Origin of the sequence: Synechococcus sp. H55.7 (assembly GCF_047462395.1) — a bacterium.
In the GTDB taxonomy this organism is placed as follows: Bacteria; Cyanobacteriota; Cyanobacteriia; order Thermostichales; family Thermostichaceae; genus Thermostichus.
Genome location: NZ_JANSJD010000024.1, coordinates 1 through 25090, shown reverse-complemented (window position 1 = coordinate 25090; position 25090 = coordinate 1). Strand labels below are relative to the sequence as shown.

General features: G+C 61.0%; 21 protein-coding genes and 1 tRNA gene. 12 read left to right on the top strand and 10 right to left on the bottom strand.

Translation table 11 applies throughout. The features are described from left to right. Positions 1-22 precede the first annotated feature (22 nt). Together murG and NW851_RS11360 are read left to right on the top strand one after the other, a co-directional pair. Positions 23-1111: an undecaprenyldiphospho-muramoylpentapeptide beta-N-acetylglucosaminyltransferase gene (gene murG / locus NW851_RS11365; RefSeq protein WP_414338615.1), complete on the top strand. Its 1089-nt coding sequence runs from the start codon at positions 23-25 to the stop codon at positions 1109-1111. Positions 1112-1256: 145 nt separating this feature from the next. Further along, complete coding sequence (locus NW851_RS11360) at positions 1257-1907, top strand: endonuclease III domain-containing protein (RefSeq protein ID WP_414338612.1); 651 nt, start codon at positions 1257-1259, stop codon at positions 1905-1907. A gap of 16 nt (positions 1908-1923) precedes the next feature. Here NW851_RS11360 and NW851_RS11355 read toward each other — a convergent pair whose 3' ends face one another. From NW851_RS11355 to NW851_RS11325, 7 genes are all read right to left on the bottom strand, one after another. Next, positions 1924-3738 carry a chloride channel protein gene (locus tag NW851_RS11355; protein WP_414338609.1) on the bottom strand — a complete coding sequence of 605 codons (1815 nt, stop codon included), beginning with the start codon at positions 3736-3738 and terminating at the stop codon, positions 1924-1926. A gap of 7 nt (positions 3739-3745) precedes the next feature. Then, positions 3746-4534, bottom strand: a complete 789-nt coding sequence (map, locus tag NW851_RS11350; protein ID WP_414333759.1) for a type I methionyl aminopeptidase — start codon at positions 4532-4534, stop codon at positions 3746-3748. Positions 4535-4725: 191 nt separating this feature from the next. Next, complete coding sequence (locus NW851_RS11345; RefSeq protein WP_414338607.1) at positions 4726-5304, bottom strand: DUF2062 domain-containing protein; 579 nt, start codon at positions 5302-5304, stop codon at positions 4726-4728. Positions 5305-5425: 121 nt separating this feature from the next. Further along, positions 5426-5575 carry a hypothetical protein gene (locus NW851_RS11340; RefSeq protein WP_414333721.1) on the bottom strand — a complete coding sequence of 50 codons (150 nt, stop codon included), beginning with the start codon at positions 5573-5575 and terminating at the stop codon, positions 5426-5428. Continuing rightward, on the bottom strand, positions 5575-6186 hold the full coding sequence (locus NW851_RS11335) for a cytochrome c oxidase subunit 3 (protein ID WP_414338605.1): 612 nt from the start codon (positions 6184-6186) through the stop codon (positions 5575-5577). The genes NW851_RS11340 and NW851_RS11335 overlap by 1 nt, the downstream gene beginning before the upstream one ends. A gap of 131 nt (positions 6187-6317) precedes the next feature. Then, positions 6318-8018 carry a cytochrome c oxidase subunit I gene (ctaD, locus tag NW851_RS11330; protein ID WP_414338602.1) on the bottom strand — a complete coding sequence of 567 codons (1701 nt, stop codon included), beginning with the start codon at positions 8016-8018 and terminating at the stop codon, positions 6318-6320. A 56-nt stretch (positions 8019-8074) separates the two neighbouring features. Next, positions 8075-9064 (bottom strand): cytochrome c oxidase subunit II, encoded by a 990-nt coding sequence (locus NW851_RS11325; protein ID WP_414338599.1) that lies wholly within the window; start codon positions 9062-9064, stop codon positions 8075-8077. A 313-nt stretch (positions 9065-9377) separates the two neighbouring features. Between NW851_RS11325 and NW851_RS11320 the strand changes: the two genes are divergently transcribed. The 10 genes from NW851_RS11320 (at position 9378) to NW851_RS11275 (ending at position 21398) form a co-directional block, all read left to right on the top strand. After that, on the top strand, positions 9378-10532 hold the full coding sequence (locus NW851_RS11320) for an FAD-binding oxidoreductase (protein ID WP_414333714.1): 1155 nt from the start codon (positions 9378-9380) through the stop codon (positions 10530-10532). Between the two features lie 251 nt (positions 10533-10783). Beyond that, on the top strand, positions 10784-11479 hold the full coding sequence (locus NW851_RS11315; protein ID WP_414333758.1) for a TPM domain-containing protein: 696 nt from the start codon (positions 10784-10786) through the stop codon (positions 11477-11479). 367 nt (positions 11480-11846) lie between these two features. Continuing rightward, a tRNA-Thr gene (locus tag NW851_RS11310) sits at positions 11847-11919 on the top strand. A gap of 163 nt (positions 11920-12082) precedes the next feature. Continuing rightward, positions 12083-13687: a DUF6930 domain-containing protein gene (locus NW851_RS11305; RefSeq protein WP_414335308.1), complete on the top strand. Its 1605-nt coding sequence runs from the start codon at positions 12083-12085 to the stop codon at positions 13685-13687. A gap of 104 nt (positions 13688-13791) precedes the next feature. Further along, on the top strand, positions 13792-16299 hold the full coding sequence (locus NW851_RS11300; RefSeq protein WP_414338596.1) for a sigma 54-interacting transcriptional regulator: 2508 nt from the start codon (positions 13792-13794) through the stop codon (positions 16297-16299). Positions 16300-16384: 85 nt separating this feature from the next. Next, complete coding sequence (locus NW851_RS11295; RefSeq protein ID WP_414335312.1) at positions 16385-16768, top strand: 2Fe-2S iron-sulfur cluster-binding protein; 384 nt, start codon at positions 16385-16387, stop codon at positions 16766-16768. Then, positions 16765-18066, top strand: a complete 1302-nt coding sequence (locus NW851_RS11290; RefSeq protein ID WP_414338592.1) for an O-antigen ligase family protein — start codon at positions 16765-16767, stop codon at positions 18064-18066. Before NW851_RS11295 ends, NW851_RS11290 begins: the two co-directional genes overlap by 4 nt. 111 nt (positions 18067-18177) lie before the next feature. Then, positions 18178-19311: a quinone-dependent dihydroorotate dehydrogenase gene (locus tag NW851_RS11285; RefSeq protein ID WP_414338589.1), complete on the top strand. Its 1134-nt coding sequence runs from the start codon at positions 18178-18180 to the stop codon at positions 19309-19311. 31 nt (positions 19312-19342) lie between these two features. Continuing rightward, complete coding sequence (btpA, locus tag NW851_RS11280; RefSeq protein WP_414335318.1) at positions 19343-20230, top strand: photosystem I biogenesis protein BtpA; 888 nt, start codon at positions 19343-19345, stop codon at positions 20228-20230. Positions 20231-20279: 49 nt separating this feature from the next. Next, positions 20280-21398 carry a diguanylate cyclase gene (locus tag NW851_RS11275; protein ID WP_414338587.1) on the top strand — a complete coding sequence of 373 codons (1119 nt, stop codon included), beginning with the start codon at positions 20280-20282 and terminating at the stop codon, positions 21396-21398. On the opposite strand, the gene NW851_RS11270 is transcribed toward NW851_RS11275, so the two are convergent. The 3 genes from NW851_RS11270 to NW851_RS11260 all read right to left on the bottom strand — a co-directional run bounded on the left by NW851_RS11270 (position 21368) and on the right by NW851_RS11260 (position 24906). Further along, positions 21368-22225: a vitamin K epoxide reductase family protein gene (locus tag NW851_RS11270; protein WP_414338585.1), complete on the bottom strand. Its 858-nt coding sequence runs from the start codon at positions 22223-22225 to the stop codon at positions 21368-21370. The genes NW851_RS11275 and NW851_RS11270 overlap by 31 nt on opposite strands. Before the next feature lie 28 nt (positions 22226-22253). Then, positions 22254-23984, bottom strand: coding sequence for a DNA mismatch repair endonuclease MutL (gene mutL / locus NW851_RS11265; RefSeq protein ID WP_414335323.1), 1731 nt, complete (start codon positions 23982-23984; stop codon positions 22254-22256). 139 nt (positions 23985-24123) lie between these two features. Further along, positions 24124-24906: a TVP38/TMEM64 family protein gene (locus NW851_RS11260; protein ID WP_414338582.1), complete on the bottom strand. Its 783-nt coding sequence runs from the start codon at positions 24904-24906 to the stop codon at positions 24124-24126. Positions 24907-25090 lie beyond the last annotated feature (184 nt).

The following is a 25090-nucleotide window of genomic DNA, read 5'->3' as shown; positions in this document are numbered from 1 at the left end:
GGGATCCCTAGCCGGTACGCGGGTGGATACACGCGCCAGGGCCACAGTTTCGCTTCCGCGGCTGCTGGTTGCTGCCAGCGGTACTGGCGGGCACGTTTTTCCGGCTTTGGCCATTGCCGAGCAGTTGCCCGATTGGCAGATCGAATGGCTGGGGGTGCCGGATCGGATGGAAGGGAAGCTGGTGCAGGAGCGCTACCCTTTGCACCGGGTTGCCATGTCTGGCTGGCAGGGATCCCCTCTCCACAAGCTGCGAGCCTTGGCTCAACTGGCGCGGGCGACCCTGCAGGTACGCCAACTCCTCAAGTCGGGACGGTTTGATATCGTCCTGACCACCGGTGGCTACATCTCCGCCCCGACCATCTTGGCCGCCCGTTCGCTGCGGGTGCCGGTGTTGCTGCACGAGTCCAACCGCATCCCCGGCAAAGTCACCCGTTGGCTGGGAAGATTTTGCCACGTGGTGGCGCTGGGCATGGCGGAGGCGGCAGAGCATTTGCCGGGGGTGGCCGCCCAAGTGGTGGGCACGCCGGTGCGGGCCGAGTTCTATCGGCCCCAGCCCCTGCCCGCCGATCTCCCCATCCCCGACGGGGATCCGCTGATCGTGGTGATAGGGGGGAGCCAAGGGGCACGGGGCCTCAACCGCATGGTGGCCGCCTGTGCCGAAGCTTGGTTGGAGGCGGGGGCTTGGATTGTGCATCTGACGGGCGGCAGCGAGGCCGGGATCCCCATCCATCCCCGCTACCGGCCCTTTCCTTTCCGCACCGATGTGGCTGCCCTGCTGCAGCGGGCAACGTTTGCCATCAGCCGGGCCGGAGCCATGAGCCTGGCGGAGTTGTGGGCCACCGCCACTCCGGCCATTTTGATCCCCTATCCTTTTGCCGCCGAGGATCATCAGTATCAGAATGCCCTAGCCTTTGTGGGGCGCGGTGGGGGTGTGGTCATGCGAGAATCCGAAGAGCATGTGGACTTGCTGCGGCAAACGGTGTTGACCTGGTTGGCTCAGCCGCAGGTGGTTGCCCAAATGGCTGCCCACTTGCAAGCCACAGCTCCCCCCAATGCCAGCAAGGCCGTAGCCCACCTGTTGCAGGAGATCTGCCAAAGTTCTGCCCGTTAACTCCCCCAGAGGGCCAGCCGTGGTACAGCCGAGAGTGGATGGTCTTTCCCAATGTCCGCCTGAGCCCGCCGTTTGCGCTCCTCGGACGGAGCCGTCAACCCCGCTGCCAGAGCTCCGGCTCGCCGACAGGACGGAATCGCTGTTGATGCAGCTAGAGCAGTGCTTCGGGATCCCTCAGCGCCCCCACACCCCCGACGGCCTTCCCCTCTATCCCGATCTCCTGGACGAGTTGGTGGGCACGGTTCTCTCCCAAAACACCACCGATTACAACAGCAGCCGTGCCTTCCGCGCCCTCAAAGCTGCCTTTCCCACCTGGGAGGCCGTCTTGGCTGCCGACCTGGCGGAGCTGGCCCAGGTGATCCGGCCCGGCGGCTTAGCCCACCTCAAGGCAGCCCGCATTCAGGAGATCCTGGCCGCCATTGGCGAGCGACGGGGATCCCTCAGTCTTGACTTTCTAAGAGACCTGGACGACGCCAGCGCCCTCGACTTTCTGCTCTCCCTAAAAGGGGTAGGGCTGAAGACCGCCACCTGTGTGTTGTTGTTCGGGCTAGGTCGGGATCTCTGCCCGGTAGATACCCACGTGCATCGAGTGGCCAACCGTCTGGGCTTGGTGCGGGCCAAACATCCCGACGACACCTTTGCTCAGCTTTCCCCGCAGATCCCCAAGGGCAAAGCCTACTCCCTGCATGTCAACTTCATCCGGCTGGGCAAGCGCATCTGCAAAGCGCGTATGCCCGAGTGTAGCCGCTGCCCGCTGCGTCGCACCTGCCCCTCTGCCCCCTTGCGGCAACGTTGATCCCCGCAGCAGAGTTCTACGCAGAGGGGATCCCCTCTTGTCCGTTGCCCTGGGCTGGAGGAACTTCCGGCTCCAGGACTTGCCGCACAGATTCGATCTCTTGGGAGAGCAACACCCGATCCCGCTCCAAGAGGCCGACCACATGCTCCGGATCCTCCCGCGAGACCACCGGCAACTGGCGCAAATCGTATTCGTACATCGGCTCGGCAGCCACTGCCACCGCCTCATCGGGAAAGGTGGTGAGCACCGCCGATTGGCTGACCTGCTCTACTGTCAGCTCGGCCAATTCCCCAGCTTCCCTGTGAGCCAAAGCGCGCTCGAGGTCTTCCAGGGTGAGAATACCTCGCAGCCGCTCCTGGCCATCCACCACCAAGGCGCTATGGCACTTTTGTTGCAGCAAACGCTCCAGGGCCTCCCGCAGGGGCGTATCCTGCTGCAACAGCAGAGAAGGGGGTACCATCACCTCTTGCACCGTCAGGCCCTTGTTGGGCTCCTGGCCGCGACGGGCGGAAGGGTAGATGGCCGGTGAGTGCAACTGCTCCGCCAGCCAAATGCTCAAACCCACCGCCGCCATCACCGGCAGCGCGATGTGGTAGTCCCGCGTCATCTCAAACAGCAGCAAAATGGCCGTCAGCGGAGCCCGCACACTGGCCGCCAACACCGCCGCCATGCCCACCATGGCGTAAGCGGCAGGGGGAGAGAGGGCGATGGCGGGCAACACCTGTCCCAACACCTGGCCGTAGGCTGCCCCCAGCACCGCCCCCAGGAACAAAGCCGGCGCAAAGGTTCCCCCCACAAAGCCGCTGGCCAGGCTCAAAGCGCTCAGCAACAGCTTGCCCAGCAAAAGCAGGCCCAGATGGCCAAGGGAAAAGGGCACAGCCTGCAAGATCGACTCAACGGTTTCATAGCCCACCCCCAACGCCAACGGGATCCCCAAGCCCGCCCAGCCCAGGATCCCACCTCCCAAAATGGGCTTGCTCCAAGCCGGCCAAGCGGCCAGGGGGCCACTGCCAAACAGGTGCTTGCCCCACTCCAGAGCGTAGCTGAAGGCCAGAGAAACCAGGCTGGCCAAAAAGCCCAAGCCAAGATAGAGGGGCACCTCCAGCAGGCTGTGGATCTCGTAGTCCGGCAAGACAAAAGCCGGCTGCGTAATGGTGGGCAAGAGAAAAGCCGGCTGCGCCCCCAACCCCACCTGGGCGACCAGGGCCGACACCACTGCCGCCAACACCACCACACTGACGGCAGAAGTGGTGAACGTGCGGGCCAAAGCCAGCTCCAGCGCCAAAAACACTCCGGCAATCGGCGCATTAAACCCCGCCGCCAGCCCCGCCGCCGCCCCCGCCGCCAGCAACAGTTGCACCCGCTCCCGCGAGAGGCGCAGGTTTTGCCCCAGCAGGGATCCCAACAAAGCGCCACTTTCCACACTGGGCGCTTCCGGGCCCAGGGAAGCCCCCGCGCCCAACGAGATGGCAGCCGCCAGGAGCTTGAGCGGGATCCACCAGGGCTGAGGCGCCAAAGGACGAACGGAGCTCACCAGACTGGAGAGGCTCGAGTTGGGGAAGGGCACGACTGCTCCCAAAGCGCCGATCAGCAGACCTCCCAGCACCGGCGCCAAAGCCAGAGACCAGGATCCCGGCAGCCACAGGCCATGGTGTTCTGCGGCTCTGCCGATGCCATCGACAAAGACGTCTTGCAGCAGATAGCGACACCAGCCGATCAGATAGCGAAACCCGACCACCAACAGCCCCGTGCATAGCCCCACTGCCGCCGCCAGCAGCAGAAGAAGGTTCTCAGAAGAGAGGCGCAGGCGGAGAGCGAGGGCGCTGCTCATGATCGGCTCAAGGGCTTGGGGAAGGCAGGGTCAAGATCTCTACGCCAGTTTCGGTGACGGCAACCGTATGTTCGAATTGCGCCGAAAGCTTGCCGTCCAAAGTAACAGCCGTCCACTTGTCGGGGAGCACCTTCACCTCCCAAGTGCCCTCGTTGATCATCGGCTCGATGGTGAACACCATGCCGGGGCGGAGCTTCTCCCCTTTCCCTCGTTCGCCGTAGTGGGGGATCTGGGGGGCCGTGTGAAACTGCCGTCCCACCCCATGCCCGACAAAATCCCGCACCACGCTGTAGCCCTGGGATTCGGCATATTCTTGAATGGCAGCGCCAATGTCGCCGACCCTCCCCCCCGGCTTGACGGCGGCAATGCCCCGCCGCAGACATTCTTCGGTTACCTCCACCAAGCGCCGCGCCCGCTCAGAAGGCTGTCCGACAAAGAACGTTTTGGAGGTATCGCCGTGGTAGCCATCCAAAACCGGCGTCACATCGATGTTGATGATGTCGCCTTCTCGCAAAACCTGCTTGGGGCTGGGAATGCCGTGGCAGACCACGTGGTTGACGCTGGTGCAGATGGACTTGGGAAAGCCGTGGTAGCCCAGAGGGGCGCTTCTGGCCCCATGGGCCCGTGTCCAGCGCTCCGCCTCGTCGTTGAGCTCTTGAGTGGTAATCCCCGGCCGCACCAGCGGCTCTAGGTGCTTGAGCAGATCTGCCGCCAGGCGACAAGCCCGCCGCATCTTCTCCAGTTCCCGCGCCGAGAGCAACACAATGGGCTGGGGAGCTTGCGCGAGCTGGCTCATGCCCGTCTGCAAAGCGGATCCCAACTGCTCTCCCCATCGCTGAGAGCGACGGCTGAGATCTGTTAACAACGCTCGCATGTCTTCCATGATCAGACCTTAGATTAGACTTAATCTGTGAAAATTGTTCGCGTCAGCGGCGTGTAGCACCTCGAACCTCTGCCCCCGTCCAGGATGGGTTTGAGTTGAGGTACTCACTCACAGATTCTCTGCCGCCGACGAATCCGCTGCACCAACCACAGCCCCAGAAAATAGCTGACGAGAGCTCCCCAAAAGCCGACAAACGCACAACCGACAAACAGCGTGCCCGACACCTCCAGGCCCCACTGCATCCAGTTTCGCCAAGTGGCCGCCACCAGCTCTGTGGTGGGAAGGACAGTCCGGGATCCCAGCAGCCATTCTCCCACCTGATAGTTAAAGGCATAGATGGGCACATAGGTGAGGGGATTGCTCACCCAGGTTCCTGCTGCCGCTACTAACTTATTGCCTCGAAATGGAATGGCCAGCACCAGAGCAGCCAGGGTTTGAAAGCCAAAAATCGGGAAGCAGCCGGCAAAAACCCCTACCGCCAAGCCGCGGGCAATTTCCTTGGGCGACGATTGCAGCCGCAACAGCCGCAGGTAAAGATAGCGCAGCCAACGCTTCCAGGCAGAACCCTGGCGGGCCGAGGTCGGCCCCAGTTGAGATCCAGAGTAGGAGCGGGAATAAAGCCCAGGGGATCCCGACGAAGGTTCAGAGAAAGAGGGCAACCTCAACCAAAAGAGGGGGCTCATGGTGGCAAAAAGGGCAACGGAGGGAAGGTGTTAACTCCTGTAAATCCAGTGTATCTTTCCTGCCGTCGGCAAATCCAGGTCGGCAGCAACAGGATGAGGCTGGAGGATCCATTGAAGGGCGCTAGCTGAGCTTGTCCACCAAGGCCAGCACGAAGTGAAGACTCAAGTAGGAAACCAGCGCCACCAAAAACAGGAACAGGGCAATGCTCAGCCCAGATCGCAGGGCGACCCATTCTCTCTTGGGGTCAGGCTTTTCGGGGGGAGTTGTCATCAGAGCAAGTAGAGCAGGATAAACAACACAATCCAAACTCCGTCCACAAAGTGCCAGTAGATCTCAGCAGCCTCGACGCCAAAGTAGTGTTGGGCGCTGTAGTGGCCCGGCTTCAGGGATCGCCAGAGCACCGCCAAAATAAACAGCAACCCCGCCGCCACGTGCAGCCCGTGGAACCCCGTCAAGACATAGAAGGTACTGGCAAACAAGTTGGTGGTGAGGCCAAACTCCAGGTGGCTGTACTCGTAGAGCTGCCCGGCCAGGAAGATGGCCCCCATCAGGGCAGTGAGGGCAAACCACAGCCGCAATCCCTTGACGTTATTGGCCTGGATGGCAGGCTTGGCCTGGTGGATAACCAAGCTGCTGGCGAGCAAAATTGCCGTGTTGATCCCAGGCAAGAGCAATTCCCGCTCCGGCGTCCCTTCCGGCGGCCAGACCGGGGCCGTGAGGCTGTAGGCCAAATAGGCCATGAACAGGCCCAAGAACAGACAGCCTTCCGCTACCAGGAACATCAGCAGACCAAAAACGCGATGATCTGGGTGCTCGGCATGAGCGGCATGGGCCTTAGTGTGGCCGACCATCAAGGCATCAGAAGCGAGGGATCCTTGCATATTCCTGTCCACTTAAAATCAATTTTCGCCAAATTCCAGAGACTTCTCGAAACTGTAGGGGCAGCCCAGCCAAGATCAAGACGGGAATACCCGACGAGCAGAGGATGGATACCCAGCGGGCAAGTCTCCTGCTAAGAAGAAGTAGGCTCCGCCTCAGCCAGCTCCCGCAAGCTCTGCAACTGGGCGGCCAAGTAATCCAAAGTCTCCTTGCTGTGCAGGCCGTAGTCGTAGGGGCCAGTTAGCAGGATGGGATCCCCGTAGAAGTTGTGGGCAGGCGGTGGGGAAGAAGTTGTCCACTCCAGAGTTAGAGCCTGCCAGGGGTTGTCTCCGGCCTTGGGCCCAGCTACCCAAGAGTAGATGGCGTTCACCAAGAAGGGCAGCGTGGAGATGGCCAGAATGAAAGCCCCCACCGAGCTAATCCAGTTGAGGTCGGCAAATTGCGGGTCGTACTGAGCCACGCGGCGGGGCATGCCCATTAGACCCAGCTTGTGCATCGGCAAAAAGCACATGTTGAAGCCGACAAAGGTCAGCGCAAAATGCACCCGTCCCCAGAACTCGTTCAGCAGCCGGCCGGTCATCTTGGGGAACCAGTGGTAGAGGCCGGCATAGATGCCGAACACGCTGCCGCCAAACAACACGTAGTGCAGGTGGGCCACCACAAAGTAGGTGTCGTGGACGTGGATATCCAACGGCACCGAAGCAAGGATGATCCCGCTCAAGCCGCCGATGACAAACATGGAGATAAAGCCCATGCCAAACAACATGGCCGTCCGGTAGTGGATCTTGCCGCCCCAGAGAGTGGCCAGCCAGCTAAACACCTTGATCCCGGTGGGAACGGCAATGGCCATGGTGGCGATCATGAAGAACACCCGCATCCAGTCGGGGGTACCGCTGGTAAACATGTGGTGAACCCAGACAATCAAGCCCAAAAAGCAGATGGCCAAGCTGGAGTAGGCAATGGCTTTGTAGGCAAAGATGGGCTTGCGGGCATGCACCGGCAAGATCTCCGAGATCATGCCGAACACCGGCAGAACCATGATGTACACCGCCGGGTGGGAGTAAAACCAGAACATGTGCTGGTACACCACCGGATCCCCGCCGCCGCTGGGGTTGAAGAAGGCCGTGCCCGCCAACAGGTCAAAGCTAAGCAGGATCAGCGCCCCAGCCAGAACCGGCGTCGCGATGAGAGTGATGATGGAAGCAGCCAGCATCGCCCAGCAAAACAGAGGCATATCCTCCATCTTCATGCCGGGCATGCGCATCTTGAGGATGGTTGTAATAAAGTTCACGGCCCCCAGAATGGAAGAGGTTCCGCCTAACAAAATGCTCAGGATCCAGAGTTCTTCTCCCACTTTGCCACTGATGAGGCTCAGCGGCGGATACGAGGTCCAACCCGCTGCCGGGGCCTCGAGGAAGAGGCTGGCCAGCAGCAAAAGGCCGCTGGGTGGAATTAGCCAAAAGGCGACGGCGTTTAGCCTAGGAAAAGCCATGTCCCGCGCCCCGATCATCAGCGGCACCAGGTAGTTGCCAAAGCCCCCCATCAAAGCCGGGACAATCCACAAAAAGATCATGATTGTGGCGTGCAAGGTAAAGGCGCCGTTGTAGCGCTCAAAACCGAGAAAGTCGGCTTCGGGGGTGGCCAGCTCGGCCCGCACGGCTGTAGCCAGCGCTCCCCCCACCAAGTAGAAGAAAAAGGTGGTCACCAAATACTGGATCCCGATCACCTTGTGGTCGGTGGAGAAGGTAAAAAAGCGCCACCAGGGCTCGGCGGCAGGCTCCAGGCTGGCTTTGGGGGCGGCGGCAAAGGTGGGATTGTCCTGTAGCTGGGTCATGGCAAAAGGCTCCTACTGGCGTCACCAGAACGTCCGTCAAGGGGAAAGGGATCTCTCTAGCCCGCTGAGGGAAGGGATCCCGTTTGCGTCAGCGAGAGGGAGTCCTTGGGCAGTTGGAGTAGATCAGCAGGCGAGAGGCCCAAACGCTGCTGGTGAACTTGGACAAAGGCAGATTGTGGGTGAGGGTGGCGCTCAGCCAAGGCCAGGGCGCCGGTTCCGCCCCGAGCAGCCACAATTTGCTCCTGCTGCCAGCGCTCGAACTCTTCCGGCGTCTCCACAATCAGTTGCCCAGCCATCACCCCATGGTAGGGGCCGCATAGCTCGGCACAGATGATGGGATAGGTTCCTAGCTGCGTGGGCACAAACTCTAGGTGAGTCTCTCGGCCAGGGATCAGATCCTGCTTGAGGCGAAATTGCGGCACCCAGAAAGCGTGGTTGACATCCATAGCCGTCATGTTCAAGCGCACCCGCTTGTTAAGAGGCAGGTGCAGCTCACCGGCCACCAAACCCGACTCCGGATAGGTGAACATCCAGGCATATTGCATGCCCTGAACTTGAACCACCAGCTCTGGCCGGCCTGTTTCTTTTCCGGGCAGCACTGCAGGGGTGTAAGCATAGCCCGGATCCCCGGCTTCTGCCTCGTAGGCAGACCCCATCGCCATGGCCGCGTGGACGTGGCCGCCAACATCGGCGCCCCCATACACCGCTTGATAGACATCGAGACTGGCCAGGCCCAACCAGAGGATGATCACCGCCGGCACCGCCGTCCACACGATCTCCAGCAGCACGTTGCCGTGGTTGGGATCCCCATCTCCTCGATCGCCCCGCCGCTTACGGTAGCGGATAATGCAGTAGAGGAGTACCCCTTGCACCACCAAGAAGATCCCGGTGGCGATGGTGATCGTGCTGTTGAAGAGGCTATCGAACAAGGGAGCCGAGTTGGCAGCCGCTTCCGGAAGCAGATGGTGATTTTGGCCATACCAGAGACTGGCCAGGGTCAGCAGAACTCCGATACCCACCAAAAGGATGTTGCTCAGGGCACTCACGACTGCTTTTCCCCACTGCAAGAAAGGCTTACTCCAGCAGATTGCCCAATAGGGCCTGCCGGATTGAACTTGGCTTTTTATACCTCTCAGATGCTAGCTCACAGGAATCGGAGAGGATGGCTCAGGCTTATGGATCTCTTCAGGATCTTCCAGGGATCGGCAGTTTCGGCAGACCTGCGCAGGGGCCGTACTACACGACTCTGGTGGAGAGGCATCTCTCCGAACAGAGGTTCTCGTTGCCCGTAGCCTGAGGTAGCGTGGGATAACCCCGCCAGTTGGGGGGTTAGAGAGATTCTGCACCGTTGTTTCGCCAATGTCTTTTCCCCATTCATCGGCGACCTTTCTATCTGGCTTAGGGGATCCCCTGCCGATCCAAACCCCATCGACCGTCTCGGAGTTGGCCGGCATCCTCAAGGAGTGCCAGGGGCGGAAGGTGCTGCCGCTGGGGCAGGGGAGCAAGTGGAGCTGGGCCCAGGTTGCCGAGCCGGTGGATCTGGCTCTCAGCACCTCTGGCTTACGCCGGCTTATCGACCATGCGGCTGCCGATCTCACCGTCACGGTGGAAGCCGGTATGACCCTGGCAGAACTGCAACCCATCTTGGCAGAGCGGGGGCAATGGTGGCCGGTGGATCCCCTCTATCCAGATCGGGCCACCCTAGGGGGCATCATCGCCACCGCCGATACAGGTTCTCTGCGCTGGCGCTACGGTGGGATCCGCGACTTGCTGCTGGGCATAACCTGGGTGCGGGCGGATGGGGAGGTGGCCAAAGCAGGCGGGCGGGTTGTCAAGAATGTTGCCGGCTACGACCTGATGAAGCTGTTCACCGGATCCCTGGGCAGTTTGGGGATTCTGACCCAGGTAACCCTGCGGCTTTATCCTTTGCCAGCAGCCCAGTCTGCGTTGCTGGCTACGGGATCCCTGCCGGAGTTGGAGGTCTTGTGTCGGCAGGCGCTGACCGGCCCGGTTAACCCTGTGGGAGTGGATCTCTGGCTGAGGGCAGGGGGAGCTCAGGCCTGGCTCAGCTTTCATGGCTCGCAGCGAGCGGTTGCCCAACAGATGACCCAAATGCGGCGGCTGGCCCCCGCAGGGCTAACTTTGCAGGAAGTGAGTCCCAGCTCTCTGCCCCTGCCTCAACCCGGCTCAGAGGCGGTGCTGGCCAAGTTTGGGTGCCTGCCCAACCAGAGCCTGGCCACATTGGAGCAGTTTCAAGCTCTGTTTCCCGAGGCGCAGGTGCAACTGCACCGCGGCTGTGGGCTGGGACGGGCTTGGCTGGTTCAGCCAGAAGTGGGATCCCTGCTGCAACTGCAGCGCCACCTCAAGTCTGTGGGCGGATTTCTCCTGCTTCTGGAAGCCCCACCGGCCCTGAAGCGGGCTCTTCCCCCCGACTTTGGCCCAGCCACCAGCTTGATGCGCAGGCTGAAGCAGCAATTCGACCCCACCGGCACCTTTAGCCCCAGTTGGATATGAAGGCCACCGCTTCTTCCCCGGCATCCTGCTGGCCAAACGGCTGGTTCCGGTGCATTATAGATCTATAAGAACTTGAAACATTTCTTAATATCACTTCTCGGGATCTCAGCGTCAAAGCCAAAAAAGAGGTCAGCATGAGCATTGAGTGGCAACGGATACTCCGCATTGGGGTGATTTTTTGCATTGGGTTGTTGATTGGGGTCGGCGGAGGATCCCTGACCTGGGCGCAACCGGCCCTGCCGGTGGTGCCGATGGAGCTGCCTCAGCCGCCTCTGCCGGTTTTGGACTTAGCGGATCAGTTGACCAGCAGCCAAGAAGCCCAACTGGCGCAGCACCTGAACAAGCTAGAGCAAGACACCGGTTGGAAGCTGCGGGTGCTGACTCAGTTTGACCAAACGCCGGGCCGGCAAGTGAAAGAGTATTGGGGCCTGAATGAGCGCAGCGTTTTGATGGTGGCGGATCCCAGGGGCGGCAACTTGCTGGCGTTTAATGTGGGGGATGCCGTGCGAGAGATCTTGCCGCGCACCTTTTGGATTGAGCTGCAATCTCGCTTTGGCAACCAATTCTACGTGCGGGAGCACGGTACTCAGCGCGCCATCCTGGAGACCGTCGACGTCTTGGATCGCTGTTTTCACCAGGGGGGCTGCCGGGTGGTGCCCGGCCTGCCTCAAGAGCAGTGGATCCTGACGTTGGTGACCTCGATTTTGGGAGGGATCGTGTTCGGGTTTGCCGGCAAGCCCCGCCATGCGGAGGAGCTGTTTAACTGGCGCTGGGCTTTGCTCATTTCTCCTCTGTGGTTCATTTTGTTTGGGGCTTTCGGTATTGGCCCGGTGGTCACGCGCACCCAGGACTGGATCCCCTTGCTGCGCAATGTCTTGGGGTTTCTGGCAGGGGCCTTGGTGATCTACCTAGCTCCCATTGCTCGCCCGGCAGTGGATCAGCAATAGCCGACTCTTGACAGACTCCCAGCATCGAGGATCAGCGGTTTTCCAACGGCACTTATAAAGCTTACGGCCCGCTTGTGCGAGCAGTCTGGTCGGCCATTCCGCTGGCGCTCCTCGGACGAAGTCCTTGCAGCGGTGCTTATAACTCCCCTCTCCCTCTGGGAGAGGGGCTGGGGGTGAGGGCTGCTCCCTCTGGGAGAGGGGCTGGGGGTGAGGGCTGGGAGAGGGGCTGGGGGTGAGGGCAGCGACGCGGAGCGCTTGGGCTGGCGGCAAAGTATCTTAATCTTGTTGGAAACGACTATATCTCCCCGTCCGAGCCTGCCACTTGGGGGGCAAGGCTGGAAAATGCTAGAATCGACAAGCCTAAACTGCTGGTGTAGCTCAGTTGGTAGAGCACTCGACTTGTAATCGAGCGGTCGTCAGTTCGAGTCTGACCATCAGCTTTCTTGGCCGCTGTAGGGCTTGACTCTGCCATGTCTGTCCTCTCGCTGAAGCGGAACTCAGCTTCTACACTGGTGGTTAGATGGCTGCAGCGGGATCCCTGCTTGGTTGGGCCTATCCACTCAGCCGCTTGGGTTGTTCTCCTGAATTCTTGCTTGGATGTCTATGTCCGGTCTCCCAGCCGCCACGATTCGTCGATTGCAAAAGTTGCCCCAGGTGCCCTCGGTGTGGGAAGGGGATCGCCACACCCTCTTGGGATTGCCGCCCCTGGGATCGCAAACGGAAGGGGAGTGCATCCTGTGGGTGGATGGCATCCAGGGAGTGGTACGGGCCATGGAAGTGGTGCCCGCTGGCTCGGGTGTTGAGCCGATGGTGCGAACCTTGATCATGGCTATGGAGCAGCCCCATGCTGCTTCGCCCGCTCGTCCCCAAAAGATCGTCGTGCGGGATCGAGAGGTGCAGTTTTTCTTGCGCGGCATTCTGCACGAGCTGGACATCAAGGTGGAATGCCAGCCGGCATTGCCCTTGATCGACGAGATCCTGCAGAGCTTTCAAGAGGCCAACGGGCGGATCCCTCCCCCGCTGCCAGAAAACTATGCTGAGCTGCTGGCCGGCAGAGCCCTCACCCTCTGGCGAGATGCTCCCTGGAATTACCTAGAGGATCACCAAATCTTAGCGCTCGACCTCAACCACTGGGATATCCAAACCCTTTACGTCTCGGTGATGGGGCGATTGGGCATGGAGTATGGGGTGCTTTTTTATCGCTCGCTGCCTTCCCTCAAACAGTTTCGCCAGGATGCGGGGCAGCCGGATACTCCCGAAGAGATGGAAGAGGCCTTCCTCAGGCAAGATTGTCTCTATCTCACCTTTCAAGCTCGCCATCCTGAGCTCAACGAACTGCCGGATCTGGACTTGGCAGAGTTGGATCCCGATGAAATTGAGCCGAACTTCGGCACCATTCACCCTCTGGAAGGCTTGCGCGTGACTTTGCAGGAGGATGAGGCGGCGGTCTTGGCGGTGGCCCTGGAAGCCTTGCATCGCTTCTTCAAGCAGTACCACCGCAGGCTGGAAGAGGACTTTCAACCCTATCAGGGTCGGTACCGCATTCCCAACCCCCAGGCGGAAGGGGAAACCCTCTCGGTGCAAGTGCGCACCTTGCCAGACTTGGCTGCAGAGCTTCTGGAGCTGGAAGGAGACGAAGAGGAGGAGGAGCACACCCAAACCCTGCTGCGGGATGATTTGGTGCCTGAGGGTGCCCAACTGGGCCTGGGGGTGTTGCCGTGGACAACGGTGGAAATGCTGCGTCGCACGGGGCAGTGGCATCCACTCCCGCAAAGCAAGCTGGTGCAAAGGGGAGAAGGGCTGCCGGTGGTGATCGTGCGCACTTCCCGCTCCAAAGCGAAGCAGTTGATCGAGAATTTGCGTGGAGAAGGCGGGCCCCAGGGCGTTTGTTTCAACACAGGGGTAGATCCCTTCGATGGCGATCGCTACGACCTGGAAATTGTGCAAACGGGCAATCGCGACCTGCACCTGTTCGGGGAGTTTCCCGAAGATGATCCCGTTCACTCCATGGCCCGCAAGCGCTGGGAACGGTGGTGCCGGGCGACGGGTGGCTATTGCGGCTTGGTGGTGGCGATGGGGGTGAATTCTGTGACTCCAGAGCTGCAAGTGCGCCACATTCTGGCCCTATTTGAGATGCAGGCGCTCAACCCGACGGGATTGGGGCTGGGGCCGATGGTGCGCATCGGCCGGCAGTTGCATTTGCCTTGACTGGCCAGAGGTTGTTCAAATTAAGGATCCCAACAGGCTGGAAGCTGCTCAAAAGAGGCAAGATAATGCAGCTAAGGGATCCCAAGACAACAGAGGCACTGCAGATGACTCCTGTTGAGCGTGCCCGCTGGCTGAAAGCGCAGACGTTGTTTCAAAGCCTGACGTCGGAGAGCTTGTATCCTCTGGCAGAGCAAATGCAAGATCATCCCTTTGGCCAGGGAGAGGTTTTGGCAGAGGCGGGAACCACCCCGGCTGGGATCCAGATTTTGCTGGAGGGACGCTGGGAAGAGCGAGATCCCCATTCCGGGGAGGTTCTCAACCTGCTGCCTGGCGCGGTGGCTCATCTGGGGGAAGTCCTGGCGGAGCAGCCCCTGCGGCGGGATCTGGTGGCCGTTTCCGCCGGGATCCGGGGTTGGATCCCGGCTGCGGTGGTGCGCCGTTGGCTGGCAGAGCACTCGGGGCAATTGGCCGAGGCGCTGGCCCAGGCTCAAGAGCGCCTCAGCTATGAGCAGGAGCGGCAAGTGGCTTTGCGCCCCTACTTGGTGCCGAAGGTGGAGCGGGGGATCGTCGGCTCCAGCCGCTACGCGGTGCGCCTGCGGCAGCAGATTAAAGAGGCAGCCCAGAGCAGCAAGCCGGTGTTGATCTTCGGGGAGCCGGGCCTGGAAAAAGACAACGTCGCCGCCCTGATCCATTTTGGATCCCCGCGGCGGCGCCAGCCCATGATCAAGGTGGATTGCAGCGCCCTGCAGGCCAGTGGGGCGGATCTGTTCGGGCGGACGGGGGGCAAGCCGGGGTTGCTGGAGTGGCTGGGAGAGGGCACGCTGCTGTTGAACAACCTGCACGAGCTGCCCGCCGAGCTGATGCCCAAGTTGCTGCGCCTGCTGGAGACGGGATCCTACACCCCTGTGCAGCGGGGGGAAGGGGAGCCGGGAGAGGAGCGCCCCTGTCGCTGTCGTCTGCTGATGGTGTCAGAACGGCCCATCCCCGCCCTTGACCCTTGGGCGATGGCCATCAAAGTGCCGCCGCTGCGGGTGCGCAAGGCCGATATCAAAGCCATGGCCGACTATTTTCTCAGCCTCTACAGCCGCCGGCGCGGGATCCCCAAGCCCAAGCTCTCGCCGGAGGCGCTGCGCCGCTTGCAGAGCTACGACTTTCCCGGCAACTCGCGGGAGCTGCGCAGCCTGGTCGAGCGGGCGGCAGTGCAGGCCGCGGGGGCGAGCGTGCTGGGGGAAGAGGTGTTTTGGGCTTCCCAGCCTCGGGGCAAGCGGTTTCGCCTCAACCTGCTCAACGTCTATCCCCGCTTGCGTCGCCTGCTGCGCAGCCCTTGGTGGCCGGATCGCCTCAACTACGGCCTGGTGTTGCCCCTCTATACCCTGGTGGTGTTTCTCCTCTTTTGGGGGCCTCAGGATCGGGCCCACAATGTGGGGTTGAATCTTTTCTGGGCCTGGTGGTGGCCGCTGGTGCTGCTGGTGTTTCCCTTCTTGGGACGGGTGTGGTGTGCCGTCTGTCCTTTCATGATCTATGGGGAGTTGATCCAGAGGCTGTCGTTATGGCTTTGGCCGCGGCAGTTGCAGAAATGGCCGCGACAGCCGGCGGAGCGCTGGGGCGGCTGGGTGCTGTTTGCCGGGTTTGCGTTGATTTTCCTGTGGGAGGAGATCTGGGATCTGCCCAACACGGCTTACCTGTCGGGGTGGCTGCTGCTGCTGATTACTGGTGGAGCGGTGGCCTGCTCACTGGTGTTTGAGCGGCGGTTTTGGTGCCGCTACCTCTGCCCGATTGGGGGCATGAACGGCCTTTATGCCAAGCTCTCGATGACGGAGCTGCGGGCGCAGCAGGGCACCTGTTCGGCAGAATGCACCACCTACCAGTGCTACAAAGGAGGGCCCGAGAAGGGGGAAGGCATGGCGACGGGAGGCTGTCCCCTCTACTCCCATCCGGCGCAACTGCAAGACAACAAAGATTGCGTCCTTTGTATGACTTGCCTCAAAGCCTGTCCCCATCGCTCGGTGGAGTTCAACCTGCGCCCACCTGGGATCGAGCTGTGGACTACCCATACGCCGCGCGCTGCCGAAATTGCTTTGCTGCTGTTGTTGCTGGGAGGCATCTACCTACACTGTCTGCCGCGGTTGGCAGAACAGATGGCCCAATGGGGTCTGAGCTGGGATCTACGGCAGTTTTGGCCCCATCTGGGGGCCGCTTTGCTGGCTTTGGGGTTTCCCAGCTTGGTGCCTTTGGCAGCTTGGGGATTGGCTTGGTTGTGGCATCGGCTGGGCCGGGGGGCGCGACCCCGACCCTTTGCGGAGATGATCTACGGCTATCTGCCCTTGGTTTTGGGGGGAACGTTGGCTTTCTACTGGCCCCTGTTTTTAACGGAGGCGGGGCAGGTGCTGCCGGTAACCTGGGCAACTTTTTCCCAGACGGGATCTGCTCTTCCCGTGCTGTGGCAGGCGCACCCGGCGGTAGTTCAGTTTCTCCAGGGATCCACGCTGATCCTGGCAGTGCTTCTCTCTTGGGCCCTCACGGGCAAAATTGCCCGCCAGAGCTTGCAGTGGCCCTACCATCTGGGCGCTCTGGGGTTGGGGGCGAGCTTGTGGCAGGTGCTGGGGATTTGATAGTCGAGATCCCAGACCTCGGGCTGTGGAAATCCTGTGGGATCATGAAGAAGTCTCCTACTCTAGGAAAGGGGCCACTTTCTCCATGCCTTCTCCTTTTTCTGTCCCCTCTTACCCGGTTCACATCCACGACCGCCAACGGGACACCCACTATCTGATCCAGGTACCGGCGAATCAATACATCTTGGCCAGTGCCGAGGCCCAAGGGATCCAACTGCCCTTTGCTTGCCGCAACGGCGCCTGTACCACCTGCGCGGTGCGAGTGCGTCGGGGATCTCTGTACCAGCCGGAGGCGATGGGCCTCTCGCGCGAGCTGAAGGAGCAGGGGTATGGGCTGCTGTGTGTGGGCTATGCCCGTTCGGAGCTCTGGGTGGAAACCCAAGATGAAGATGAGGTGTATGAGCTGCAATTTGGGCGCTACTTCGGCCAGGGACGGGTCAGGCCGGGGATCCCCCTTGAGGATGAATGATGTTTTTTTCTGCACCGGTTGTGTCTCAAGAGTTGCCGCCGCATCCCTTGCCCTCTCGGCCGCGGGGCTGGCTGCTGGGGGCGGCGGCGCTGCTCCCGGTGAATTTGGCCCCCAGCTTGCTGTTGGCTTTGGTGGGGACAATCCAGGGCTATACCTGCTGCGGTAAAAGGATCCTTCGCGATCCTCTATTTGGGCTGGCAGCTCTCCTGAGCTTGGCTGCGGTGGGCGTGGCCTTTGTGGGTGAGGATTGGCGGCTGAGCCTGCCGGGGATGTTCAACTACTGGCCTTTTTTGTTGATGCTGCCGGCCTTTGCAGCGGTGCTGGCCGATTGTGGTTCTCCTGGGGGCCGTCGTCGTTTGGCCCAGGTGCTGGTTCTGGGCAGCGGGCTGATGCTGCTTCTGGGCTGGGGAGAGGTGCTGTGGGGGTGGCAGGGGCATCTCGTTTTGGGGCCGCTTTGGATCACGGGGGTGGCCGGAGGCGAGCGACCGGCGGCAGCTTTTACCTCTCCCAATATCTTGGCCGTTTACTTGGTGATCCATCTCTGCTTGGCGGCGGGGCTGGGGTGGGAAGGGGTGGGACGATCCTGGCTGGGAAGAGCAGGGCTGGGGGCGATGCTGGGGCTGGGATCCCTGCTGCTGCTGCTGACGGCCTCTCGCAACGGCTGGGGAGTGGGGGGGCTGGCGCTGGTGATAGGGTTGGCGCTGCGGCGCTGTTGGTGGGGAATCGGGCTCTTGAGCGGCTTGGGGTTGGCCAGCTTGGCCGCCGCTTGGGATTGGCCGGGCTGGCGGGCCGTTGTGCCCCGATTGATTTGGAGCCGTCTGGCAGACACCTTCGATCCTCAAGCCCTCTATTTTAGTTCCACCGCCAACCGCTTGGATGCCTGGCATTTTGCCCTGCAGATGGCACGGGAGCGACCCTTGACCGGCTGGGGCTGGCAGAGCTTTGCCGCTCTTTACAATGCTCAGGATCCGCCGGAGCTGCTGGGCCACTGCCACAATTTGTACCTACATCTGGCGGCTGAGGGCGGGATCCCGCTGCTGCTGGGCCATCTGATCCTGTGGGGCTGGATTTTGGCGCGGGGGTGGCAAGCCTGGCGGCGCTCTCAAGAAAGTGTCCTGTTGGGGATGCTGCTGGCTTTGACAGCGTTTTTTGTCTCAGGGCTTTTGGATGTGGTGATGTTGGATGGCCGCGTGCACCTGTTGATAACGTTGCTCTTGGGGGCCGTTTGGGGAGCCGGCCTTGAGCAGCAAGACGACCCCGTCGCCGGCAAAGAGCAAGCCCAGAGGAGCCACTACTGAATGCTGCCGTGGAATATCCCTTGGCCGGCAATGAGTCCAGAATCCATCACGCCGACGGTTTGCAACGCGGAAGCCAGCTACAGTCAAGGGGGAGTTTAGGGGATCTTTGCGGTGAACCTGTACCGAGATGTGGTGTGGCCTTTGCTTTTTTCTGGACTGAGAGCCGATCCAGAAACGGTCAAGGTGGGGCTGTTGCGTGCCCTCCATTGGATCGACACTACCCAGGCCACCGGGATCCTGTCGGCTCTGGAGCGACTGTTTTGCTACCGGGATCCCCGGCTCTCGGTGTCACTATGGGGCCTCACCTTTCCCAATCCCCTTGGCTTGGCTGCGGGCTTTGACAAAGATGGCCTGGCTCTGGCCGTCTGGCCCAGCTTGGGATTTGGCTTTGTGGAGGTGGGCACCGTCACTCCTGGGCCGCAGCCGGGCAACCCCAAACCGCGCCTGTTTCAACTGCCCCAAGATCGTGCCGCTCTCAATCGTATGGGCTTTAACAACCAGGGGGCAGCGGCTCTGGCTGAACGGTTGCGCCGGTTGCGTCGGCGTCCTATTCCCATCGGGATTAACCTGGGCAAAGCCAAAATCACCCCCCTAGAAGAAGCGGCTGCCGATTACCTGGCCAGCTTCCGGCTACTCCAGGAGCTGGGGGACTACTTCGTGGTCAACGTCAGTTCCCCCAACACCCCAGGCCTGCGATCCCTGCAGGCTGCTGAGCAACTGGAGCCCATCCTGTCTGCCTTACAGCAGGAAAATCAAGGGCGAAAACCTCTTTTGGTGAAGATCTCCCCCGACTTGGACTGGCCTGAAATCGACAGCCTCCTGGAACTGGCCCAAACCTATGCACTGGCCGGGATTGTGGCCACCAACACCACGCTGCGCCGCGACAACCTGAAAACCCGTTTTCTACCTGGCCACGGCATCTCAGAACCCAGGCTAATTCTGGCAGAAGCCGGCGGGATCAGCGGTGCCCCCCTGCGGGAGCGTTCCACCCAAGTCATTCGCTACATCCACCGCTCCACCCAAGGAAAATTGCCCATCATCGGAGTGGGGGGCATCTTCACCTTGGCCGATGCTGTGGAGAAGCTGGAAGCCGGAGCCAGCCTGCTGCAAGTCTATACCGGCTGGGTTTACGAAGGGCCGGGTATGGTGCCACAACTGCTCCGAGGCCTGGCCAGCTCTTCTCCGCCCCGCCCTGATGTTACACTTCCCTCGCAGAATACCGCCATGGGTCAGATCCAGGCGTAAGATCGTTAGGGATCCCTGAGGAAGCTCGCCGGTGAACCTGCTGCAACACCTGTTCAAGACCCCCCATCCAGTTATTGGGGTGGTTCATCTGTTGCCGCTGCCCACCTCCCCCCGTTGGGGAGGGGACTTGGAGTGGGTGATCGCTCAGGCAGAACAGGCTGCCACGGCCTTGGCGGCAGGCGGGGTGGACGGGATCCTCGTCGAGAACTTTTACGATGCCCCTTTTGCCAAGGAGCGGGTAGACGCGGCGGTGGTGAGCGCCATGACCGTGGTTGTCCAGCGGATCAAAATGCTGGTCTCCCTGCCCATCGGGATCAACGTCTTGCGCAACGATGGCTACAGTGCTCTGGCCATCGCCGCCAGCGTGGGAGCGCAGTTTATCCGGGTGAATGTGCTCTGCGGGGCGATGATAACCGACCAAGGCATTATTGAGGGGAATGCCCACCGCCTGCTGCGCTATCGCCGCGAGTTGGGGGCCGACATCAAGATTTTCGCCGATGTGCTGGTGAAACACGCTCAGCCCCTGAGTCCCATCCGTCTGGATGCAGCCATCGCCGACACGGTGGAGCGCGGCCTGGCCGATGCCATCATTCTCTCCGGCTGGGCCACCGGCAAGCCACCCCTTCTGGAGGAGCTGGAGCTGGCCCGCCAGGTTGCCCCTCAGGTACCCCTGTTGATTGGCTCAGGGGCCACCGCCGAAAACATCGGCACCCTGATCCGCCATGCGGATGGCGTGATTGTGGCCAGTTCTCTGAAACGGCCGGCCCGTTCCGCCGGCATGCCGGTGCGCTGTGCGGATCCCTTTCCCCTCATTGACCCCATCCGGGTGCGGCAGTTTGTGGAAGCATTGCACCTTGGCCTGGGCGAACAGCCCGCCAATCCGGCTTGCCTGGCCACTCCCAGCTCTAGCTGCAGCTAGACCTCGGGGATAGAATTGGCATTACTTCGCCGTATCAGGGTTTCTCCTCATGTTGTCGGCTGAACTCGAAGGCTGGCAGCCTTCCCCCAGCTTGGTTTCCGCTCCCGTTGGTGGGACGGAGCCCTTGCCCTTGGAGGAAGTTTCGTGGAGCCAGGTGCCGGCTCAGGTTCCCTGCATTTGGGTCATCGACGACGACCCGGTGAGCCGTCGCTACATCGGCGAAGTCCTCAAAAGCTCCAACTACCGGGTGGAAAGCTGGGAAAGCGACCAGTTGGCCTGGGAGCACCTGCAGACCCTGGATGAAAGCGAATGGCCGGATTTGATCATCTGCGACTGGGTCATGCCGGGTTTGTCTGGAGTAGAGTTCTGTCGCCGTCTGAAGAACTCCGCTGCCGGCCAGTTTGTCTACTTCCTTTTGCTCACCGCCCGCTCCGAAGTTGAGGATCGGGTGCAGGGGCTGGATGCAGGGGCGGACGAGTTTATCGTTAAGCCGGTCGAGGCTGAGGAGCTGCGGGCCCGGATACGGGCGGGGCTGCGCCTGCAGCGGCTCACCCGAGCTTTGGCCCAGGCCAACCGGCAACTGCGGGCCCGCAACGAGCTGTTGGAGTCTCTGTCTTTGACGGATCCCTTGACCGGAGCCTTGAACCGCCGCGCTCTCGACCAGGCGTTGCCCCATTTGCTCAAGCAGGTGGGGCCCCGTGGGCAAGCCCGCTATCGCTATCTCTGCCTGCTGATGATGGATGTGGATTACTTCAAGCAGGTCAACGACACCTACGGCCACTTCATCGGCGACTGCGTGTTGCAGGCCCTCGTTGGGCGGCTGCACAATCAACTGCGTCCCTCCAGCCTGCTCTACCGCTACGGCGGCGAAGAATTTGTCTGCGTCACCCCTGGGCTCAACCCCGCCCACTGCCACCGCTACGCCGAGTCTCTGCGCCGGGCCATCGCCAGCCGGCCAATTGACGTTTCGCCCAAACGCAGCCTGCCTGTCACCATTAGCATTGGCGGGATCGTTATCAGCGAAGATGACCCCTTAGATCCAGAAGCTGCTCTCCAGCGAGCGGACGAGGCCCTCTACCAGGCCAAGCAAGCCGGGCGAAACTGTGTACGCCTCTTCCTGCCATCGCTCCTGGAGAACTACTGTCCTCCGCCGGACTCGAGAGGGTAGCCGGAAGCTGCCGCCAAGGCTTCCAGCGAGCGCAGCCCCACGTAGGTGCGGCCGTTGATGATCCAGGTGGGATAGCTGGTGATCCCTGCTTCTGTGCATGCCTGGGCTTGGGGCGTACCGGGACCGTTGGGGGAGCACTCCACGTAGGGCACTTGGGCAAAGGCCGACCCAAACAGCTCTTTCTGCTCCTGACAATGGGGGCACCAGTAGGCCCCGTACATGGTGCCGCCGATCTGCCGCAGGTGGGCCGCCAACCCTGCCGCCAGGGGGCTGGGGGGAGGAACTTGGTTGGCATACACCCCAATGGTGGTCACCAAGGTGAGAAAGCTCACGAGAATGTAGCTGAAGGCCAGCTTGCCCCCATCCAGCCAGCGGTGGCCCAGCAGGGTTACCGCCCACAGGCTGGCCACCAAGACTATGGCGGTGGTGCAATACAGACAAAATTGCCGCAGCACCCCCACCATCAGGTAGAGCATGTACATTTCAAAGGCGGTCATGGCGGAAACCAGACCAAACAGGGCCGGCCAGCGCCACCGCTTCACCAGCGGGATCCCATCCGGCAGCACCGCCAGCGCCAAGACCCCCAAAAAGCCCAGCAGGCCAACTGTTGCCGTCGGGATCCCCAAAAACTCTGCCCAACGGCTGGAGAGCACCAGGTCGCACCCCCCATCCCCTGTGCAGAAAGCGGCAGGCTGATCGGTCAGCTTGGTGTAGGTGAGGTAGGCCGTCAACAGGGATCCCAAGCTGGCCAAGGTTGCCAAGATCAGACGGGCATGGCGCTGCAGCCAGGTCTCTTCTTGGGCTTTGAGTTTGAGATAAGAGGCCATGGGGGGGTCAGCAGTTGGACATCCCCGATTATAGTGGGGCGGAGCGGGTCTCGTCCCTGGGCTCCGAGGCAGAAGCGCTGCTCGAGCGCCGCACTTGGGCGGCAAACCTGTCTCCCAGCGGCTCCAGCTCCCAAAAAGATCCCATCTTGGAGTCGGAGATGGGCCGGTCGCAGATCCCCCAGCGGCGACGAAAGTAACGGGCCAGATCTTTTTCGGCCAGAGCCAGATACACTGGCCGGCCATGAGGGCAGGTGTGGGGATTGGCGGTGCGCTGCCAGGCCTCCAGCAACTGTTGCATCTGCTCCAGGGTCAGAGGGATCCCGTTGCGCAGGGCGCCGCGACAGGCCACCGCCACTTGAGCTGATTCGAGGTCAGCACAGCGGCTCAATTCTCGCAGGGATCCCTGAATCTCCTTGGGGTCTTCCGACCACAGGGCCAGAGGCACGCGGCGCACCAGATAGGTGTTGGGGCCAAAGGGCTCCAGCTCCAGACCCAATTGCTCCATTGCTTGGGAGGATAATCCCTCCAGCATGACCGGCGTCTCCAGCTCCACCGGCTGCCAATGCTGTTGGATGTACTCGTAGCGCACCCGCTCGTGGGCCAGGTGCTGCTCCACCAGCCACAGCCCCTGAGGGTGTTCCGCCAAAATGTAAATCCGGTGCAGTTGGGCCAGGGCCTTCAGAGGCGGCAGGGAGCAACCGGCAGCGGGGAGAGCCGGACTTTGCAGGGAGGAAACCCTGTAGATCGACTTGGCCTCGCTGGCGCGGATGAGATGCACAGAGCGGCGGCTGGCTTGCCCGGATCCCGATTGCAGAAGAGCGTGTAGGTGTTGGCGCAACTGCTCCTGTCGGATCTCCGGATCCCGTAGATAGAGCTCACTCTTGGCAGGATGGCGATTCCAGTCCACCTGCTCAGGTGGCAGGCGCAGATGTACCACCACTAGAGGATGGCGGTGGCGGGGCAAGGCATGCTGAAAGACTGACTGGATCACCCGTTGCCAGTCTGGCATCTGCACAAATCGCCCGTTGACGGCCAGGCGGATCCAATCGGGGCGGGGGCGATGCAGACGATCCGGTAGGCCCAGCACCACTTCCCAATCGCTATCCCCCTCCTGGATCCGCTGATAGCGCAGATCCGAAAGATCCAACTGCGGCAACACCTGCAGCAGCAGATCTTGCAGAGATGTTCCCGGCCAGAGGCTGAGCAGCAGTTGTCCCTCCCGATGCACCTGCCAACTGACCCAAGGATGGGCCAAAGCCGCATTCTGCACCAGGGTTAGAAGCGGGGCAATAGGGGGCACACCTCGACGGCGCAGAGGCCAGTCGGCAAACAAATCCGCCACCGTCACCACCGTTCCCAAGGCAGTGGCCGCCGGCTGCTGGTGGGCCAGCTCCCCCTGTCGGTTGTAGGCGGCCAGCCAGCCGTGGGCATCGTCAGCATGGCGGGTCTGAATGGTCAAGGATCCCAAGCGGGCCAGGCTGTGCAGCGCTTCCCCACGAAATCCCAGGCTGCAACCGTCCAACTTGCTGGTGGTGTGGCGGCGAGCCACCTGCTCCAGCTCCGAACCTGGGATCCCTTGCCCATTATCGGCCACCCGCACCTGCCAGCGACTGGGCCAAATCTCCACCTGAATGCGGGTGGCCTGAGCATCGAGGGCATTTTCCAGCAATTCCCGCAGAGCAGCCCCCAGCGAGTCGATCACCTCTCCCGCCGCCATTTGGGCGATCCGCTCTGGGTTCAGGGGCTGGATTTTGGACATGGAGTGAGTTGAGAAAGCAGACCCTCTTCCTGCCAGCCTGTCGCCGAAAGGCCAACAGCGTCGAGCTTTAGCTTAGCTCTCTCTCTGTTGCCGGTGGACAGCGCCTTGCTAATAATTTTCATTAACTTCAAGGGCCCTCTCAGGCAAAGGGAAGGATTAAAGCAAACATTCCCAGCAGAGCAAAGCCCAGCAGCCACCTTCCCTGCTCTAGGATCCCTGCCCCCAGAGCTACTACTGGGGGTGTAGAGACGGCAATGCCCAAAGCTAGCGCGAGAAGAAAGTTCTGCCATTTCATTTGGGTTAGGCCGGCAGCGTAGGCGACAAAGTCGAATAGGCCCGTCATTAAAAACCCGGCCGTAAGGAAAATATTGTTTTCCAGATAGTTGGCTGAAAGGGCATCGACTTTATACATCCATTGTCGCCCAACCATTCGCTGTACTAGGCCTCTACCGAACTTTCTGGCCAGATAAAAGTTAAGTGTACAAGAGGTAAAATCGGCAATTGCAATGTAAAGGATTCCTGCCCCAAATCCAAAGAGTGCTCCTGCCAGGATGGAGTAAACAGTGCTAGGTATGGCAGGAATAATAATACTCAAGGAGCGTAATCCGATCAGAGCAAGGGGTGCCCATGGGCCTAGTTTTGCTATAAATTCTCGAGTTGTGTCTGGATCTAAGCGACGGGCCAGCAAGATAGCAGCTACCAGGACAACAAGCAACAACAGCAGTGAGAGGATATCCTTCCTTTTCCTAGAATTGGTTCTGCTGCTGGAGGGTAGCTTTTCTGAGGAGGTAGGAGACGATCCTGCTGACTCGCCAAAGGCAGTGCCGGGGGGATAGTAGAGCTCATTCCTCAAAATCCAGCCTGTTTTTTGCTGTAAGTAGGCATGCGTGCTCAGTCCCAGGTGCCTTGCTTCTTCGGCCACGGTTTTATAGTCTAGGCCCAGTAGCTTGCAAAGCTCTCTTTGTCGAATACCTGAAGGTGGCTGCATAGGGCAAAGGAACACCAAGGGTTTCTACTTTCTCTGCCAGATACAGCCTGTTAAGTAATCAAGGGGTACAGTAGCAACACTTAGCAAACCAACTTCGGAAGCAGGATGGATTGATCAG